The organism is Aeromonas sp. FDAARGOS 1418 (genome assembly GCF_019048585.1).
In the GTDB taxonomy this organism is placed as follows: Bacteria; Pseudomonadota; Gammaproteobacteria; order Enterobacterales; family Aeromonadaceae; genus Aeromonas; species Aeromonas caviae.
Genome location: NZ_CP077387.1, coordinates 2,525,817 through 2,541,525 on the forward strand (window position 1 = coordinate 2,525,817; position 15,709 = coordinate 2,541,525).

At 60.7% G+C, this 15,709-nt stretch carries 12 protein-coding genes; 9 read left to right on the forward strand and 3 right to left on the reverse strand.

Annotated features, from left to right (window positions below; all coding sequences use genetic code 11):
* Positions 1-27: 27 nt before the first annotated feature.
* Positions 28-459 (forward strand): hypothetical protein, encoded by a 432-nt coding sequence (locus tag I6L48_RS11950; RefSeq protein WP_029314737.1) that lies wholly within the window; start codon positions 28-30, stop codon positions 457-459.
* On the opposite strand, the gene I6L48_RS11955 is transcribed toward I6L48_RS11950, so the two are convergent.
* Positions 456-650, reverse strand: coding sequence for a hypothetical protein (locus tag I6L48_RS11955; RefSeq protein WP_113070075.1), 195 nt, complete (start codon positions 648-650; stop codon positions 456-458). The two genes, I6L48_RS11950 and I6L48_RS11955, sit on opposite strands and share 4 nt — an antisense overlap.
* Positions 651-711: 61 nt before the next feature.
* Between I6L48_RS11955 and I6L48_RS11960 the strand changes: the two genes are divergently transcribed.
* The 5 genes from I6L48_RS11960 to I6L48_RS11980 all read left to right on the forward strand — a co-directional run bounded on the left by I6L48_RS11960 (position 712) and on the right by I6L48_RS11980 (position 4,224).
* Positions 712-1,290, forward strand: a complete 579-nt coding sequence (locus I6L48_RS11960) for an O-methyltransferase (protein WP_216987267.1) — start codon at positions 712-714, stop codon at positions 1,288-1,290.
* Positions 1,291-1,314: 24 nt separating this feature from the next.
* Entirely contained in the window at positions 1,315-1,539 is a 225-nt protein-coding gene (locus I6L48_RS20795) for a hypothetical protein (RefSeq protein WP_225159958.1), read from the forward strand.
* Between the two features lie 439 nt (positions 1,540-1,978).
* Positions 1,979-2,752 carry an amino acid ABC transporter substrate-binding protein gene (locus I6L48_RS11970; protein ID WP_113070077.1) on the forward strand — a complete coding sequence of 258 codons (774 nt, stop codon included), beginning with the start codon at positions 1,979-1,981 and terminating at the stop codon, positions 2,750-2,752.
* A gap of 57 nt (positions 2,753-2,809) precedes the next feature.
* Complete coding sequence (locus I6L48_RS11975) at positions 2,810-3,466, forward strand: amino acid ABC transporter permease (protein ID WP_174217478.1); 657 nt, start codon at positions 2,810-2,812, stop codon at positions 3,464-3,466.
* Entirely contained in the window at positions 3,463-4,224 is a 762-nt protein-coding gene (locus I6L48_RS11980) for an amino acid ABC transporter ATP-binding protein (RefSeq protein ID WP_010675170.1), read from the forward strand. The genes I6L48_RS11975 and I6L48_RS11980 overlap by 4 nt, the downstream gene beginning before the upstream one ends.
* Before the next feature lie 87 nt (positions 4,225-4,311).
* On the opposite strand, the gene I6L48_RS11985 is transcribed toward I6L48_RS11980, so the two are convergent.
* Positions 4,312-5,727, reverse strand: coding sequence for an FAD-dependent oxidoreductase (locus I6L48_RS11985; RefSeq protein ID WP_103242941.1), 1,416 nt, complete (start codon positions 5,725-5,727; stop codon positions 4,312-4,314).
* Positions 5,728-5,739: 12 nt separating this feature from the next.
* Positions 5,740-10,197: a glutamate synthase large subunit gene (gltB, locus tag I6L48_RS11990; protein ID WP_113070078.1), complete on the reverse strand. Its 4,458-nt coding sequence runs from the start codon at positions 10,195-10,197 to the stop codon at positions 5,740-5,742.
* Between the two features lie 613 nt (positions 10,198-10,810).
* Between gltB and I6L48_RS11995 the strand changes: the two genes are divergently transcribed.
* The 3 genes from I6L48_RS11995 (at position 10,811) to I6L48_RS12005 (ending at position 15,678) form a co-directional block, all read left to right on the forward strand.
* On the forward strand, positions 10,811-11,755 hold the full coding sequence (locus I6L48_RS11995; RefSeq protein WP_216987268.1) for a TIGR01212 family radical SAM protein: 945 nt from the start codon (positions 10,811-10,813) through the stop codon (positions 11,753-11,755).
* A gap of 370 nt (positions 11,756-12,125) precedes the next feature.
* Complete coding sequence (locus I6L48_RS12000; protein WP_039040368.1) at positions 12,126-14,270, forward strand: type I secretion system permease/ATPase; 2,145 nt, start codon at positions 12,126-12,128, stop codon at positions 14,268-14,270.
* On the forward strand, positions 14,263-15,678 hold the full coding sequence (locus I6L48_RS12005) for an HlyD family type I secretion periplasmic adaptor subunit (protein WP_113070080.1): 1,416 nt from the start codon (positions 14,263-14,265) through the stop codon (positions 15,676-15,678). The genes I6L48_RS12000 and I6L48_RS12005 overlap by 8 nt, the downstream gene beginning before the upstream one ends.
* Positions 15,679-15,709 lie beyond the last annotated feature (31 nt).

The window sequence follows — 15,709 nt, forward strand, 5'->3', positions numbered from 1 at the left end:
GATGGCCCCTTTTTTGACGGAGGCACCATGATGACACTCTTGCTCACCACCCTGGCACTGGCGCCCTTGCAGTGCGAGCTGTCGGTCAGCGCAGAGAGCGGGGTGAACGAACCCCTGCCCCTGGTGATGACCCTGACCAACCGGGGGGAGACGCCCCTCGAGGTATTGACCTGGTTCACCCCCTTCGAGGGGTGGTTTGCCGATGCCATCGACCTGACCCGCGATGGGCAGCCGCTGGACTATCGAGGGCCGCTTGCCAAGCGAGGTACCCCCGGGGACGGCGACTTCCTGCACCTGGGGGCGGGGGAGCAGAGCCAGGCCGATGCGGATCTGGCGCAGGCCTATGATCTGTCCCAACCGGGCCGCTACCGGCTCAGCTATCGTGCCCAGCCCCTGACGCTGACCAAGGGCGTGGCGCCCAGTTGCCCCGCCGTCGACTTTACCCGGGTGGCCCCCTAGGCGATCTGCGGCTTGCCCTTGGTATCCAGCAGCCCGACGGCGCGGGCGTCCACCGCCAGACCGGGTGACGATTGGCTTTCCCGCCAGCAGCAGTGCACCAGCGTGATCACATGGTGAGCCAGGGTGTTGTCTTTATCCGGATGACGCAGGGGATGGGCCACCGAGTGGGTCGATAGCAAAATGATGAACATGAGGGGCGGTCCAGCCATGCCATGCACCGGGCCGACTCGTTTACACCGTCAAGGAGGAGACATGGCACTGGAACAACTGAAACGGGAGCTGGAGCGCTTTGGCGAGCAGAATGACGGAGCGCAACACTCCCGTGGCAGCAAGATGCTCAACATTACCCGCGACACCGGCGAACTGCTGGCGGTGCTGGTGCAGACGAGGGGGGCGCAGGCTGTGCTGGAGATCGGCACCTCCAACGGTTACTCCACCCTCTGGCTGGCCGAGGCAGTGAAACGGCTGGGGGGCCGGGTCACCACCATCGAGCTGGACGAGGGCAAACGGACCATGGCGGCGACCAACTTTGAGCGGGCCGGGCTCACTCCCTGGATTGAGCAGTTGGCGGGGGAGGCCGACAGCCTGTTGCCCTGCCTGCCGACGGCGGGCTATCAGCTCATTTTTCTGGACTCCGATCGCCGCCATTACCAGGCCTGGTGGCCCGAGATCCAGCGCCTGCTTGCCCCTCGTGGCCTGCTGGTGGTGGACAATGCCATCTCCCATGAGGACGAGATGAGGGAGTGGATGGCACAGGTGCGGCGTGACCCCGATTTCCTGACTTCCCTGGTGCTGGTGGGCAAGGGGGAGTGGCTGGTGGTGCGGTTGTAGGGGAAAGGCATGGAAAACAGGACCATGGAACCAAAAGCAGTTGTGGAGGCCTACTGGCAGGCCATGCAAAGCAACGATTTCGTCAAGACCCCCAGGTGGCTGAGCGATGACTTCCTCTGTGACTGGCCAACGTTGGGGGAGCGGCGCGCGGGGCGGGTCAACGTCGTCGAGATCCATCGGCGCTACCCGGCGGCCGGGCCCTGGAATGTCGACATCGTCCGCCTGCTGGAGCAGGGCGGGAGGTGGTGACCGAAGGGGTGATCACTGATGGTGACGTCAAGGCGCGCGCCATCGCGCCTTTACCTTCCACGTGGTGCGTGGCAATCCCATTTGCCATCAGACTGAATTTTGGCCCGATTGATACGTTATGTCGTGATTGGGCCACTGCCATCCCGCGGGAGCTGCAACCCGCCTGATATGGTTTCCGCTGACGGAGCGCCGCCAGCGGGGCAATTCCTCGGCTAGCCCGGCCATTATTTATTCGTTATCCATTATTTCGCTAAATATCCCCGTATTTCATGGTTGGGTCATGCCATGAGCCACGTTATGTTTCATCCATACCGCCAGCAAGCACTATGAAGGTTATCTCTGCCGATAATTAATTTAAATTAAACATGATAACCGGCTGGTTTTATTTTGTGGTGGTTGGCAAGCGCTCTGGATGTTCATAAATATAACGAGGTGAATAATGAAAAAACGGCACTCCCTGTTTTTAATGGCGGCACTTCCGCTGGCACTGATGACACCGGTACAGGCACAGTCAAGCCTGGCCGAGATCCAGCGGGCCGGAGTGATCAAGATCGGCACCGAAGGGACCTATCCTCCCTTCACCTACCACGACAAGAGCGGCAAGCTGGTGGGCTTTGACGTGGAGATAGGCGAGCTGATTGCAAGCGGTCTGGGCGTGAAGCCGCAGTTCGTCGAGGGCAAGTGGGACGGGCTCATCGCCGGGATGGACGCCAAGCGCTACGACCTGGTGCTCAACGAAGTGGCCATCACCCCTGAACGGCTGAAAAAATATGATTTTTCAGATCCCTACATCACCTCCAAGGCGGTGATTGTGGTGCACAGCGACAACCAAAGCATCAAGAGTTTTGCCGATCTGAAGGGCAAGAAATCCTCCCAGTCCCTGACCAGCAACTTCGCCCAGCTGGCGAAATCATCGGGCGCCGAGGTGGTGGCCACCGAGGGATTCAACCAGTCACTCGAACTGGTGCTGACCGGGCGGGTGGATGCTACCATCAACGACAGCCTCTCCTTCCTCGACTTCAAGAAACAGAAGCCGGACGCCAAATTGAAGGTGGCGGCCAGCGAGGCCAAGGGGGATCAATCTGCCGCCCTGCTCGCCAAGGGGCAACCCGAGTTGCTGGCTGCGATCAATCAGGCGCTGCGCAATGCCAAGCAGGATGGCGCATATCAGAAAATATCGCAGAAATATTTCGGCACCGACGTCTCGCAATAATATCGTGGCAACATAATAACAACTGAGGATATTAACGTGCCGGCCTGGTTGCAGTTAATGATCGACTCTTTTTGGCCCCTGCTCAGTGCGGGGCTTATTTTTACCGTGCCACTCACTCTGATTACCTTCGTGCTGGGAATCGTGCTCGGCTTGTCGGTGGCGCTGGCCAGATTATATGGTCCGGCCCCGCTGGTGATGCTGGTCCGCTTCTATGTCTGGCTTATTCGGGGCACGCCGCTGCTGGTGCAGCTGTTTCTGATCTTTTACGGTCTGCCGAGCGCCGGCATCGTGCTGGACGCCTTCACCGCCGCCGTCATCGGTTTCACCCTCAACATCGGTGCCTACAGCTCGGAGATCATTCGTGCCACCCTGGCGGCCATCCCCAAGGGGCAGTGGGAGGCAGCCTACTCCATCGGCATGAACTGGCCCCAGGTCATGTGGCGGGTGATCCTGCCGCAGGCGGCGCGCATCGCGGTGCCACCGCTCTCCAACACCTTCATCTCCCTGGTCAAAGACACGTCGCTGGCGGCGGCGGTGACCGTGCCCGAGCTGTTTCAGGCGGCCCAGCGCCTCGCCTCCGTCACCTATGAGCCGCTCATTCTCTATATCGAGACGGCCCTCATCTACCTGATGTTCAGCTCGGTGCTCTCCACCCTGCAAGACAGGCTGGAGCAGCGACTGGCTCACAAAGAGACCCGGGAGGTCGCCCTATGATCCGCTTGAGTGGCATCGAGAAACAGTTTGCGGGGCAGCGCGTGTTGAAAGGGGTGGGGCTGGCGATGGCCGCGGGCAGCGTCACCGCCCTGATCGGTCCCTCCGGCAGCGGCAAGAGTACCCTGCTGCGCTGCGTGAACCTGCTGGAGCGACCCGATGCAGGCCAGCTGGTGCTGGGGGGCAGCGAGCTCGACTTTACCCGGCATCTGTCACGGCAAAGCGTGCTGGCCCTGCGCCAGCAGACCGGCATGGTGTTTCAGAATTTCCAGCTGTTCCCGCACATGACGGTGCTGGAGAACGTGATGGAAGGGTTGGTGACCGTGTTGAAGTGGCCCAGGGAGAGGGCAGTGGCGCGCGCCCTGCAACTGCTCGACAAGGTGGGGCTCAGGCACAAGGCCGAGGCGGTGCCTGCCACCCTCTCCGGCGGTCAGCAGCAGCGGGTCGCCATTGCCCGGGCGCTGGCGCCATCCCCCAAGGTGCTGCTCTGTGACGAGCCCACCTCGGCGCTGGATCCCGAGCTTGCCCAGGAGGTGGTGGCCGTGCTGCGCCAGCTGGCCAGTGAGGGGACCACCATGCTGATCGCCACCCATGACTTGCGCCTTGCAGCCCAGATTGCGCAGCAGGTGATCTTCCTGGAGGCCGGGGAGGTGGTGGAGGCGGGCAGTGCGCGCCAGATGTTCACCACCCCCAAGCGGGCACGTACCTTCGAATACATCTCCACCCTCACCGAACGGCTGCCGGAGAGCTGGAGTATCTAGCCGGTTCTGGCGGATTGAGAGCGAGATAAAAAAAACAGCCCCGCACGAGCGGGGCTGTTTGCATGACAGCGTGGTTGCGACGGCAGATCACACGGCCAGGTAGTCCATGATCCCTTCGGCCGCCTTGCGACCCTCATAGATGGCGGTCACCACCAGATCAGAGCCGCGCACCGCGTCACCACCGGCGAACACCTTGGGGTTGCTGGTCTGGAAGGCGTACTCGGCCTTCTCGGGCGCCTTGATGCGATCCCGGCCGTCGAGCTCGACGCCGTGCTCTGCCATCCAGGGCTGGGGGTTGGGCTGGAAGCCGAACGCCATCACCACCGCATCGGCAGCCAGCACCTGCTCGGAGCCTTCAATGACCACAGGATTGCGGCGGCCATTGGCATCGGGGGCGCCGAGCTCTGTGCTCACCACCTTGATGCCGCAGGTGCGGCCGTGGGCGTCCAGCTCCACGCCGATGGGCTGGAGGTTGAACATGAATTCCACCCCTTCCTCCTGGGCGTTTTTCACCTCCCGCTTGGATCCTGGCATGTTCTCGGCATCCCGGCGGTAGGCGCAGATCACCCGATCGGCCCCCTGGCGGATGGCGGTGCGCACGCAGTCCATGGCGGTGTCGCCGCCCCCCAGCACCACTACCTGCTTGCCGGCGAAGTCGATGTAATCGGCTTGCGCCTTCTCAAAGCCCAGCAAGCGATTGGCGTTGGAGATGAGGTAGGGCAGGGCGTCGTAGACCCCCGGCGCCTCTTCGTTGGCAAAGCCGCCCTTCATGTACTTGTAGGTGCCGACCCCGAGGAAGACCGCATCGAACTCGCCGAGCAGGTCGGCGAAGGTGACGTCACGGCCCACTTCGGTCTCGAGGCGAAACTCCACCCCCATCCCCTCGAAGATCTCGCGGCGGCGCTGCATCACCTCTTTCTCCAGCTTGAAGGAGGGGATACCGAAGGTGAGCAGGCCACCTATCTCCGGGTACTTGTCGAACACCACAGGCGTCACGCCATTGCGTGCCAGCACGTCGGCACAGGCAAGGCCCGCGGGGCCCGCGCCAATGACGGCGACCCGCTTGTCGGTCTTGACCACCTTGGAGAGATCCGGGCGCCAGCCCATCTCGAACGCCTTGTCGGTGATGTATTTTTCGATGTTGCCGATGGTGACGGCGCCGAATCTGTCGTTGAGGGTGCAGGCACCCTCACACAGTCTGTCTTGCGGGCAAACGCGGCCACATACCTCCGGCAGGCTGTTGGTCTGGTGGGAGAGCTCCACCGCCTCCAGGATGCGTCCCTCGTTGGCCAGCTTCAGCCAGTTGGGGATGTAGTTGTGTACCGGGCACTTCCACTCGCAATAGGGGTTGCCGCAGTCGAGGCAGCGATCCGCCTGCATGCCGACCTGGGCTTGGTTGAAGGGCTCGTAGATCTCCACGAACTGGATCTTGCGGATCTTGAGCGGCTTCTTGGGCGGGTCGACCCGCTGGACATCGATAAACTGGAATACGTTCTGGCTCATAGGGTTCCCTCCTTATTGCGCCTGGATTCTGAGTTCTGCACTGGAACGGCTGGTGTGGCCAAGCAGCGATTTGACGTCGCTGGACTTGGGTTTGATCAGCCTGAACTTGGGCACATAGGAGTCGAAGTTGGCCAGGATCTCCTCGGCACGCGAGCTGCCTGTCTCGTTGAGGTGCGCCGTGATGATACCGCGCAGGTGCTCCTGGTGGATGGCCAGATCCGCCACCTCCAGCAGTTCGACCAGCTCGGGGTTGGTGCGCTTGGCAAAGTTGCCGCACTCGTCGAGCACGTAGGCGAAACCGCCTGTCATGCCCGCCGCGAAGTTGACACCGGTCTTGCCGAGCACGGTGACGATGCCGCCTGTCATGTATTCACAGCCGTTGTCGCCAATCCCCTCGACCACCGCCAAGGCCCCTGAGTTGCGCACCGCGAACCGCTCGCCTGCGGTCCCTGCGGCATAGAGCTTGCCGCCGGTGGCGCCATAGAGGCAGGTGTTGCCGATGATGGCCGCCTCGTGGGATTTGAACGCCACGCCGACGTGGGGTTTGATCACCAGCTTGCCGCCGGTCATCCCCTTGCCCACGTAGTCGTTGGCATCCCCGGTGAGGATCATCTCAAGGCCGCCGGCGTTCCAGACGCCGAAGCTCTGGCCGGCGGTGCCGTTGAAGTGCACCTTGACCGGATCGGCCGCCATGCCCTGGTTGCCGTGGCGCTTGACGATCTCGCCGGACAGACGCGCACCCACGGAGCGGTCGGTGTTGCGGATGTCGTAGCGGAACTCGCCGCCACTCATGTTTTCCACCGCCTCCAGCAGGTCTTCCACCATCTTGAGGTTCAAGGGCCCCTTGTCGAAGGTGGGGTTGTGCTGCTGGCTGAACAGGCTGGAGCCTGCCGGTGCAACCGGGGCCGCCAGGATGCCGGACAAGTCCAGCTTGGCCTGACGGGCGGTGAGGCCGGGCAGGGCTTCCAGCAGGTCGGTACGACCGATGAGGTCGGTGAGCTGGGTGACGCCCAGCTCGGCCATCAGCTCGCGCGTCTCCTCGGCGATGAACTTGAAGTAGTTCATCACCATTTCCGGCAGGCCGGTGAAGTGTTCGCGGCGCAGCTTCTCATCCTGGGTGGCGACGCCGGTGGCGCAGTTGTTCAGGTGGCAGATACGCAGGTATTTGCAACCGAGTGCCACCATGGGGCCGGTACCGAAGCCAAAGCTCTCGGCACCGAGGATGGCCGCCTTGATGATGTCGAGACCGGTCTTGAGACCGCCATCCACCTGCAGACGCACCTTGTGGCGCAGGCCGTTGGCCACCAGCGCCTGCTGGGTTTCGGCCAGGCCCAGCTCCCAGGGGGAGCCGGCGTATTTGACCGAGGTGAGCGGGCTTGCGCCGGTGCCGCCGTCGTAGCCGGAGACGGTGATGAAGTCCGCATAAGCCTTGGCCACGCCACAGGCGATGGTGCCGACGCCAGGTTCGGACACCAGTTTCACCGACACCAGGCAGTTCGGGTTGATCTGCTTGATGTCGAAGATGAGCTGGGCCAGATCCTCGATGGAGTAGATGTCGTGGTGCGGCGGCGGGGAGATCAGGGTCACGCCGGGCACGGAGTAGCGCAGCTGGGCGATTTGCGCGGTGACCTTGTCACCGGGCAGCTGGCCCCCTTCGCCGGGCTTGGCGCCCTGGGCGACTTTTATCTGCACCACGTCCGCGTTCATCAGGTAGTGCGGGGTGACGCCAAAGCGACCGGACGCCACCTGCTTGATGCGAGAGTTCTTCTCGGTACCAAAACGCTTGGGATCTTCACCGCCTTCGCCGGAGTTGCTCTGACCGCCGAGGCGGTTCATGGCGATGGCCAGGGCCTCGTGGGCTTCAGGGCCCAGGGCGCCGATGGACATGGCCGCGGAGTCGAAGCGGGGGAACAGCCTGGCGGCTGGCTCCACCTGCTCCAGCGCAACCGGGGTGGTGCCCTGTTTGAGCGACAGCAGATCCCGCAGGGTCGCCACCGGGCGCTCGTTCACCAGACGGGCATACTCCTTGTAATCGGCGTAGTTGCCGGAGCGCACCGCCACTTGCAGGGTCTGCACCACGTCCGGGTTGTAGGTGTGGTACTCGCCACCGTGGACGAATTTCAAGAGGCCGCCCTGGGTCAGCGGCTTGCGGCCGAGCCAGGCCAGACGGGACAGATTGATCTGATCCTGCTGGATGTCGGCAAAGTCGGCACCCTGGATGCGGCTCGATACGCCGCGGAAGCAGAGTTCGACAACAGCCTTGGAGAGGCCCACCGCCTCAAACAGCTGGGAGCAGCGGTAGCTTGCCACCGTGCTGATGCCCATCTTGGACATCACCTTGTAGAGGCCCTTGTTGATGCCGTTGCGGTAGTTGAGCATGGCCTGGCGCAGGCTCATCTTGAGCACGCCTTCCTCTACCTGCTTGGCGAGGGTCTCGTAGGCGAGGTAGGGGTAGATGGCGGTGGCGCCAAAGCCCAGCAGCACGGCGAAGTGGTGCGGGTCGCGCACGCTCGCGGTCTCCACCAGGATATTGGCGTCGCAGCGCAGGTTGTTGTCCACCAGGGTACGCTGCACCGCACCCACCGCCATGGCGGCCGGGATGGGCAGGGTATCCGGGCTGATGTCCCGGTCTGACAATACCAGCAGCACCGCGCCGCTGCGGGCCGCTTCAGCTGCCTCGTGGCAGAGGCGCTCGAGGGCGGCTTGCAGCCCCTCTTCGGGCAGGTAGTTGAGGCTCAGCACCGCATGGCGGTAGTGCTCCCCTTCCAGGGCCAGCAACTGATGGAAGTCGGAGTAGAGCAGGATCGGCGACTGGAACAGCACCCGGTGGGCGTGACCGAAGGTCTCGTTGAACACGTTCTGTTCGCGGCCGATACAGGTGGCCAGGGACATGACGTGATTTTCCCGCAGGGGATCGATGGGCGGGTTGGTCACCTGGGCGAACATCTGGCGGAAGTAGTCGTACAGGGTACGCTGGCTGGAGGAGAGCACCGCCATCGGGGTGTCATCCCCCATGGAGCCCACTGCCTCCTGGCCATTCTCGCCGAGCACGCGGATCACCTGATCCAGCTCTTCAAAGGAGTAGCCGAACAGCTTCTGGTAAGTCTTGAGCCGGTCATCCGGGAATTCGCGCGACCCCGTGCTGGCATCGTCCATCTGCTCGAAGGGCACCAGGCGCTTGCAGTGCTTGTCCATCCACTGCTTGTAGGTGTGACGGCTCTTGAGATCGTCGTCAATTTCGAAGCTGGTCCAGATCTTGCCGTTGCTGGTATCGACCACGAACAGCTCCCCCGGGCCGACACGGCCCTTCTCCAGCACTTCGTCCGGGGTGTAGTCCCAGGTGCCCACTTCGGAGGCCAGCGTGATGAACTTGTCCTTGGTGATGACGTAACGTGCCGGACGCAGACCGTTTCTGTCGAGTGCGCAGGTGGCGTAACGACCGTCGGTCATGACGATGCCGGCCGGGCCGTCCCAGGGCTCCATGTGCATGGAGTTGAAGTCGTAGAAGGCGCGCAGGTCGTCATCCATGTTCGGGTGCTTCTGCCACGCAGGCGGGATCAAGAGACGCATGGCACGGAACAGGTCCATGCCGCCGGCCAGGAAGAGATCCAGCATGTTGTCGAGGCTGGAGGAATCCGATCCCGTGGTGTTGACGAAGGGGGCGGCCTCTTGTAGATCGGGGATCAGCGGGGTGGCGAACTTGTAGCTGCGCGCCTTGGCCCACTGGCGGTTGCCGGCAATGGTGTTGATCTCGCCGTTGTGGGCGAGGTAGCGGAACGGCTGCGCCAGCGGCCAGCGTGGGCTGGTGTTGGTGGAGAAACGCTGGTGGAACACGCAGATGGCGGCCTGCATGCGGATGTCGGCCAGATCCAGATAGAAGCGCGGCAAATCCACCGGCATGCACAGTCCCTTGTAGACGGTGACCAGGTTGGAAAGGCTGACCACATAGAAGTAGTCGTCGCTGATGCGCTTCTCGATGCGGCGGCGCACGATATAGAGGCGGCGCTCGAGATCCTTGTCGACCCAGCCCGGGGGCGCGTTGACAAAGACCTGTTCAATGCTGGGCAGGGACGCCTTGGCGATGGAACCGAGTACGTTGGTATCGATGGGCACCTTGCGCCAGCCGACCAGACTCAGGGTCTCTCTTTCCAGCTCCTCGTCGATGATGTCGCGAGTGGCCTGGGCCAGGATGGGATCGGGGTTGAGGAACAGCATGCCGACCGCGTAGTTGCGGCCCAGGTGCCATCCCTTCTCTTCGGCGACCGCTCTAAAGAAGCTGTCGGGTTTTTGCAGCAACAGGCCGCAGCCGTCGCCGGTCTTGCCATCGGCGGAGATACCGCCGCGGTGCTGCATGCGAGCCAAGGCTGACATCGCGAGACGGACAAGCTTGTGGCTGGCTTCCCCTTCCATGTGGGCCAACAGGCCGAAGCCACAGTTATCCCTCTCCAGCTTTGGATCATATAGTGACATTGCATTTCTCCCTTGCTCGGCCTTCCATCGCACTGTCATCAACAGACTGCATAAATTGCGATTGGCTCTTGTGGTTCCGTCCGCCTGAGGTGGCGAATCTCCAAACTAATGGGATTTTCGGGCAAGGTCAATTGGACATCCCGCTTGTTTGCAATGTTACATCGCCATAACAAAATGTGGGTTTTTGAGACTCAATCAGCATTTTTGTGTATTTATGACTGCTTTTTATTTATTTGTTGGCTTTATGTTCTGGTTATGGACGGTTTGGTGGTTGACTGCATGGTGGCGGAAAACTGTAGTAATTTTACAAAGTCATCTCTGGTGTGCTTGGCGGGGATCACATTTCAGGATCCTGCGTCTTGCATTTGTCCATAAGCAGACTAAACAGGATTTTTTCAGTAGTTACAGCCGGTTATGGGCGAGAGGTTATGACACTATTCTCCAGGTTGCAGGAGTGACAGGTTGTCAAAAGTGACCGTGAATGCCGACTGTTGGGTATTTATCGCATCTAACGTGAATATTTATATGATTTTTGGGTAGAGAGCGGGATTGATCCAGCGCAGCCTGCCCGCCGGGCTGCGTCGCTAGAATGACACCTCATTTCGGAGGTGTCATGCAGTTACACGAACTCATCAATACATTTGGCCAGGATCTCAAGCAACGCCACGGCCAGAAGATCCACAAACTCTCCATCCACGGGGCCTTTACCTGCCCCAACCGGGACGGCACCCTGGGCCGGGGTGGCTGCACTTTCTGCAATGTCTCCTCCTTTGCCGACGAGTCGGCCCAGCAACTCTCCGTGGTGCAGCAACTGCTGGCACGCCGGGACGAGGTGACCCGGGCCAGGCGCTATCTGGCCTACTTTCAGGCCTATACCAGTACCTATGCCGAAGTGGAGTACCTTCAGCGCATGTATGAAGAAGCCTTGTCGGTGAGCGACATGGTGGGGCTCTGCGTCGGAACTCGCCCTGATTGTGTACCCGATGCGGTGCTGGATCTGCTGGCAGGTTATCAGGCCCGCGGCTACGAGGTGTGGCTGGAGCTCGGGCTGCAGAGCGCCAACGACAAGACGTTGCAACGCATCAATCGGGGCCACGGCTATGCCGCTTATGCCGATGCCGTTGCCCGAGCCCATCTGCGGGGCATCAAGGTGTGTGCCCACCTCATCGTCGGCCTGCCCGGCGAGGCGCCGATGGACAGCCTGGAAACCCTGCACCGTGTCGTGGAGACCGGCGTCGAGGGGATCAAGCTTCACCCACTGCATGTGGTGGAGGGGAGCACCCTTGGCAAGGCGTGGCAGGCGGGACGGCTGGATGTGTTGACGATGGAGCAGTATGTGGCGGCGGCGGTCGCCATGATCCAGTACACGCCTCCCGAGGTGGTCTATCACAGGGTCTCGGCGTCGGCGCGCAGCCCGACCCTGCTGGCCCCCGCCTGGTGCGAGAATCGCTGGAGCGCCATGACCGCCATTGCCGCGGCGCTGGCACGCTCAGGCCCTCAGGGGCACTGCCTGGGACGCCCTTTTTCTCTCCCTTCCACGGGCGAGTGCCAACTCTAATTTCGTCAAAAAAACAGTGGGTTATTAGATGAAATTCAGTCTTTGGAGTATAGTTTCGTTCAAGTCACCTTGATAAGATGGTCGGCTTGAAAAAAGATATAGTTATCAATAACTCTTTGCAGTTTGTATACCGGGCGGTGTCTCTTCGAACCGGGTGGCATATTTCTTGGCAACACCAGGTGCCTGGTATGTCCCCTCCGTTTCCGGCATGAAAATCTGTGAGGGAGGCGAGACATGCAGTGTCCCGGCTCTGTGCGCTAATCGGGTTGTGGGTCTGGGTGGCGAGGTCTGTTCTGTTTTTCCGGATCGCCGCCGGGCTTTGGATATTCGGCCCCGAGACAACCTTCTGAATCATGTTTGATGGGATGCTATGCAAGCAGAAACCAGCCATATAGATGAACTGTTGGAGTGCCTGGTCTTTTTGACCCGCTTTTACGGGGTGCCCAACAGTCAGGATGCTCTCACCACCGGCTTGCCACTGGTCTCCGGGCGTCTCAGCACGGCGCTCTTCAGTCGTGCCGCCGAGCGGGGCGGTCTCTCTGCCCGCGAAGTGATCCAGCCCCTTGAACAGATCTCCTCCCTGCTGCTGCCCTGCGTCTTGCAGACGCGCAATGGCGGCGCCTGCATCTTGCTTGAATGGAATGAAGAACGGACCCAGGCGAGGGTCATCTTTCCCCAGGCCGGAGACGCGGCCCAATGGGTCAGTCTTGCCCAACTGGGTGACGAGTACAATGGTCGTCTGTTCTACGTCAAGCGGCAGTTCAAGTTTGATGAGCGCTCGCCCAAAGTGCTGGAGACCCGTGATGGTCACTGGTTCTGGAGCACCTTGTTCGAGTCCCGCGGTATCTATCGGGATGTGCTGGTGGCCTCGATCCTCATCAACCTGTTTGCCATCGCCAGCCCCCTGTTCACCATGAACGTCTATGACAAGATTGTGCCCAACCTGGCATTCGACTCCCTCTGGGTGCTGGCGGTTGGAGCCATGGTGGTGTTCACCTTCGACTTCGTGATGCGCCAGCTGCGCAGCTACTTCATCGATATTGCAGGCAAGAAATCCGACGTGCTCTTGTCGGCCAAAATCTTTGCCAAGGTGATGGGCATGAAGATGGAGTCCAGGCCTGCGTCGACCGGTGCCTTTGCCAAGCACTTGCAGGAGTTTGAATCGGTGCGCGAGTTTTTCACGTCGGCCACCGTCTCCACCCTGATCGATCTGCCGTTTGCCATCTTCTTCCTCTTCATCATCTGGATTTTCGCCGGTGTCATGGTGGTGGTGCCCATCATCGCCATCCTGATCCTGGTGGCCTACAGCTTCTACATTCAGGCACCGCTGAAGCAATCCATCGAGGAGGGCTCCCGGCTCGCCTCCCAGAAGAACGCCAATCTGATCGAAAGCATCTCGGGCCTTGAGACCGTGAAGATTTTCGGGGCCGAGAGCATGTTCCAGCACCGCTGGGAGCAGGCGGTGTCCCACATCTCGACCTGGGGCGTGCAGACCCGGCGCATCACCAACTCCATGTCTTCTCTGGCGAGCTACATCCAGCAGGTGGTGACAGTGGGACTGGTGATCGTCGGTGTTTACCAGATCTCGGAAGGGTTGGTGACCATGGGGGGCATGATAGCGGCCGTGATGCTGTCGAGCCGGGCCATCGCCCCCATGGTGCAGCTCTCGGTACTCTCCACTCGCTACAACCAGGCCAAGTCGGCGCTCGAAATCCTGGAGAAGATCATGATGACGCCGGGTGAGCAGGAGGAGGGCAGGCAGTACATCCACCATCCGGTCATCCAGGGGCGCATCGAGTTTGAAAATGTCTCCTTCAAGTATCCGGGCATGGAGAGCAGCACCCTGCACAACATCAACCTGCGCATCGAGCCGGGTGAGAAGGTGGCCATCATCGGGCGGATCGGTGCGGGTAAAACCACGCTGGAGAAATTGCTGATGGGTCTCTACCGTCCGACTGACGGTCTGGTGCGTCTGGACGGCTTTGAGCTGGACCAACTGCCGCCGACCATCATTCGCCGCAACATCGGCTGCGTGCCGCAAGATGTGACCCTCTTCTTTGGTTCAGTTCGGGACAACATCATGCTGGGCAATCCCCTGGTGGACGATGCCCGTGTCTTGCGGGCCGCCAAGCGGGCCGGGGTCACCAACTTTACCAACCGGGATCCCAACGGCCTCGACAGACAGATAGGCGAAGGGGGACGTCAGCTCTCCGGTGGCCAGCGTCAGTCCATCCTGCTGGCTCGCGCCCTGCTCAACGATCCCCCCATTCTGGTGATGGACGAGCCGACCTCCAACATGGACAACCAGTCAGAGATGCACGTGAAGCAGGAGCTGGCGCGGCTCGGCCCCGAAACCACCCTTATCCTCATCACCCACAAGACCTCCATGTTGGATGTCGCTTCCCGGGTCATCGTCGTGGAGCAGGGGAAGATAGTGGCGGATGGTCCCAAAGAGGTGGTGTTGCAGCAATTGAAGGAAGGCAAGGTGCGGGTGCAGGAGACGGCGAATGGCTAACCACTGGTTCAAGAAAACGCCCTCAGATGCGGTCTTGCCTGCACCCGAACATCTCGAGTACGTGGATGACGGCGCGGCCGCCGTGCTGCTGACGACGCCCACCCGTGCCAGAGTCCTGCTGTGGGCCTGCTTCCTGTTTTTTGTCAGCGCCATCGTCTGGGCAGCCTGGGCAGAGCTGGATGAAGTGACAGTCGGCCAGGGCAAGGTGATACCGTCGCGCCAGTTGCAGGTGATCCAGAACCTAGAAGGGGGGATCGTCAAGGAGATCTTCGTCAAGGAGGGGGACATCGTCGAGAAGGGGCAGCCATTGCTTCGCATCGACGATACCCGCTTCAAGTCGGATTTTCGCGAACGGGAGCAGGAGCTGGTCACCCTCAAGGGGGATATCGCCCGCCTGCGCGCCGAAATTCGCAGCGTGGTGGTCAAGAACGAACCCAACCTGGGGTGGCGTGAGCAGGTAGCCATCGACAAGCAACCCATAGAGTTCCCCGAAGGGTACGAGAATGTCTTTGCCGAATATGCCGCCCGTGAAAGGTCGGTGCAGGAGGCGCGGTTAAACAACCTCAAGAACCAGCTCTACATCCTGGGACAGCAGATCGAGCAGAAAGAGCAGGAGACCATAGAGCTCAATGCCAAGATCCGGACCGTGGGCCGCAGCGTTGATCTGGCTCGTCAGGAGCTGAACATCAGCCGTCCTCTCGCAAAAGAGGGTATAGTTCCTCAAGTGGAGCTAATTAAACTGGAGCGGCAGGTCAACGAAATGCAAGGGGAGCTGGAGGCGAACCGCCTGCTGGTGCCCAAGCTCAACTCGGTACTGCGGGAGACCATCTCGAAGCGAAATGATATCGCCCTGAAATTCCGGGCGGACTCCCAGACCGAGCTGAACGAACGTCAAGGCAAGTTGAGCCAGTTGTCGGAGGGTCAGGTCGGCCTCAGGGACAGAGTCGATCGTACCAGTGTGATCGCGCCTCTCAAGGGGACCATCAAGAAGCTCAAGATTAATACGCTGGGTGGGGTCGTTCAGCCGGGCATGGACCTGATGGAGATAGTGCCGCTGGAAGACACCCTGCTGGTTGAAGCCAAGGTGTCGCCCAAGGACATCGCGTTCCTCAGACCCGGACTGGAGGCCGTGGTCAAGATAACTGCCTATGATTTCACTATTTATGGAGGTTTACATGGCAAGGTTGAACAGATAAGTGCCGACTCAATCCAGGATGAGGAGGGCAATTCCTTCTATCTGGTGCGAGTACGAACCGAGAAGAGTTATCTGGGCGATGAGCTTAACGCACTTCCCATCATCCCCGGTATGTTAGCCAGTGCAGATATTATTACTGGTAAAAAAAGTGTCCTAGACTACTTGCTGAAACCCATCTTGAGGGCTAAGCAGTCGGCACTGAGAGAACGATAAGCCAACAATCTAAAAACAACATGACTGGAGA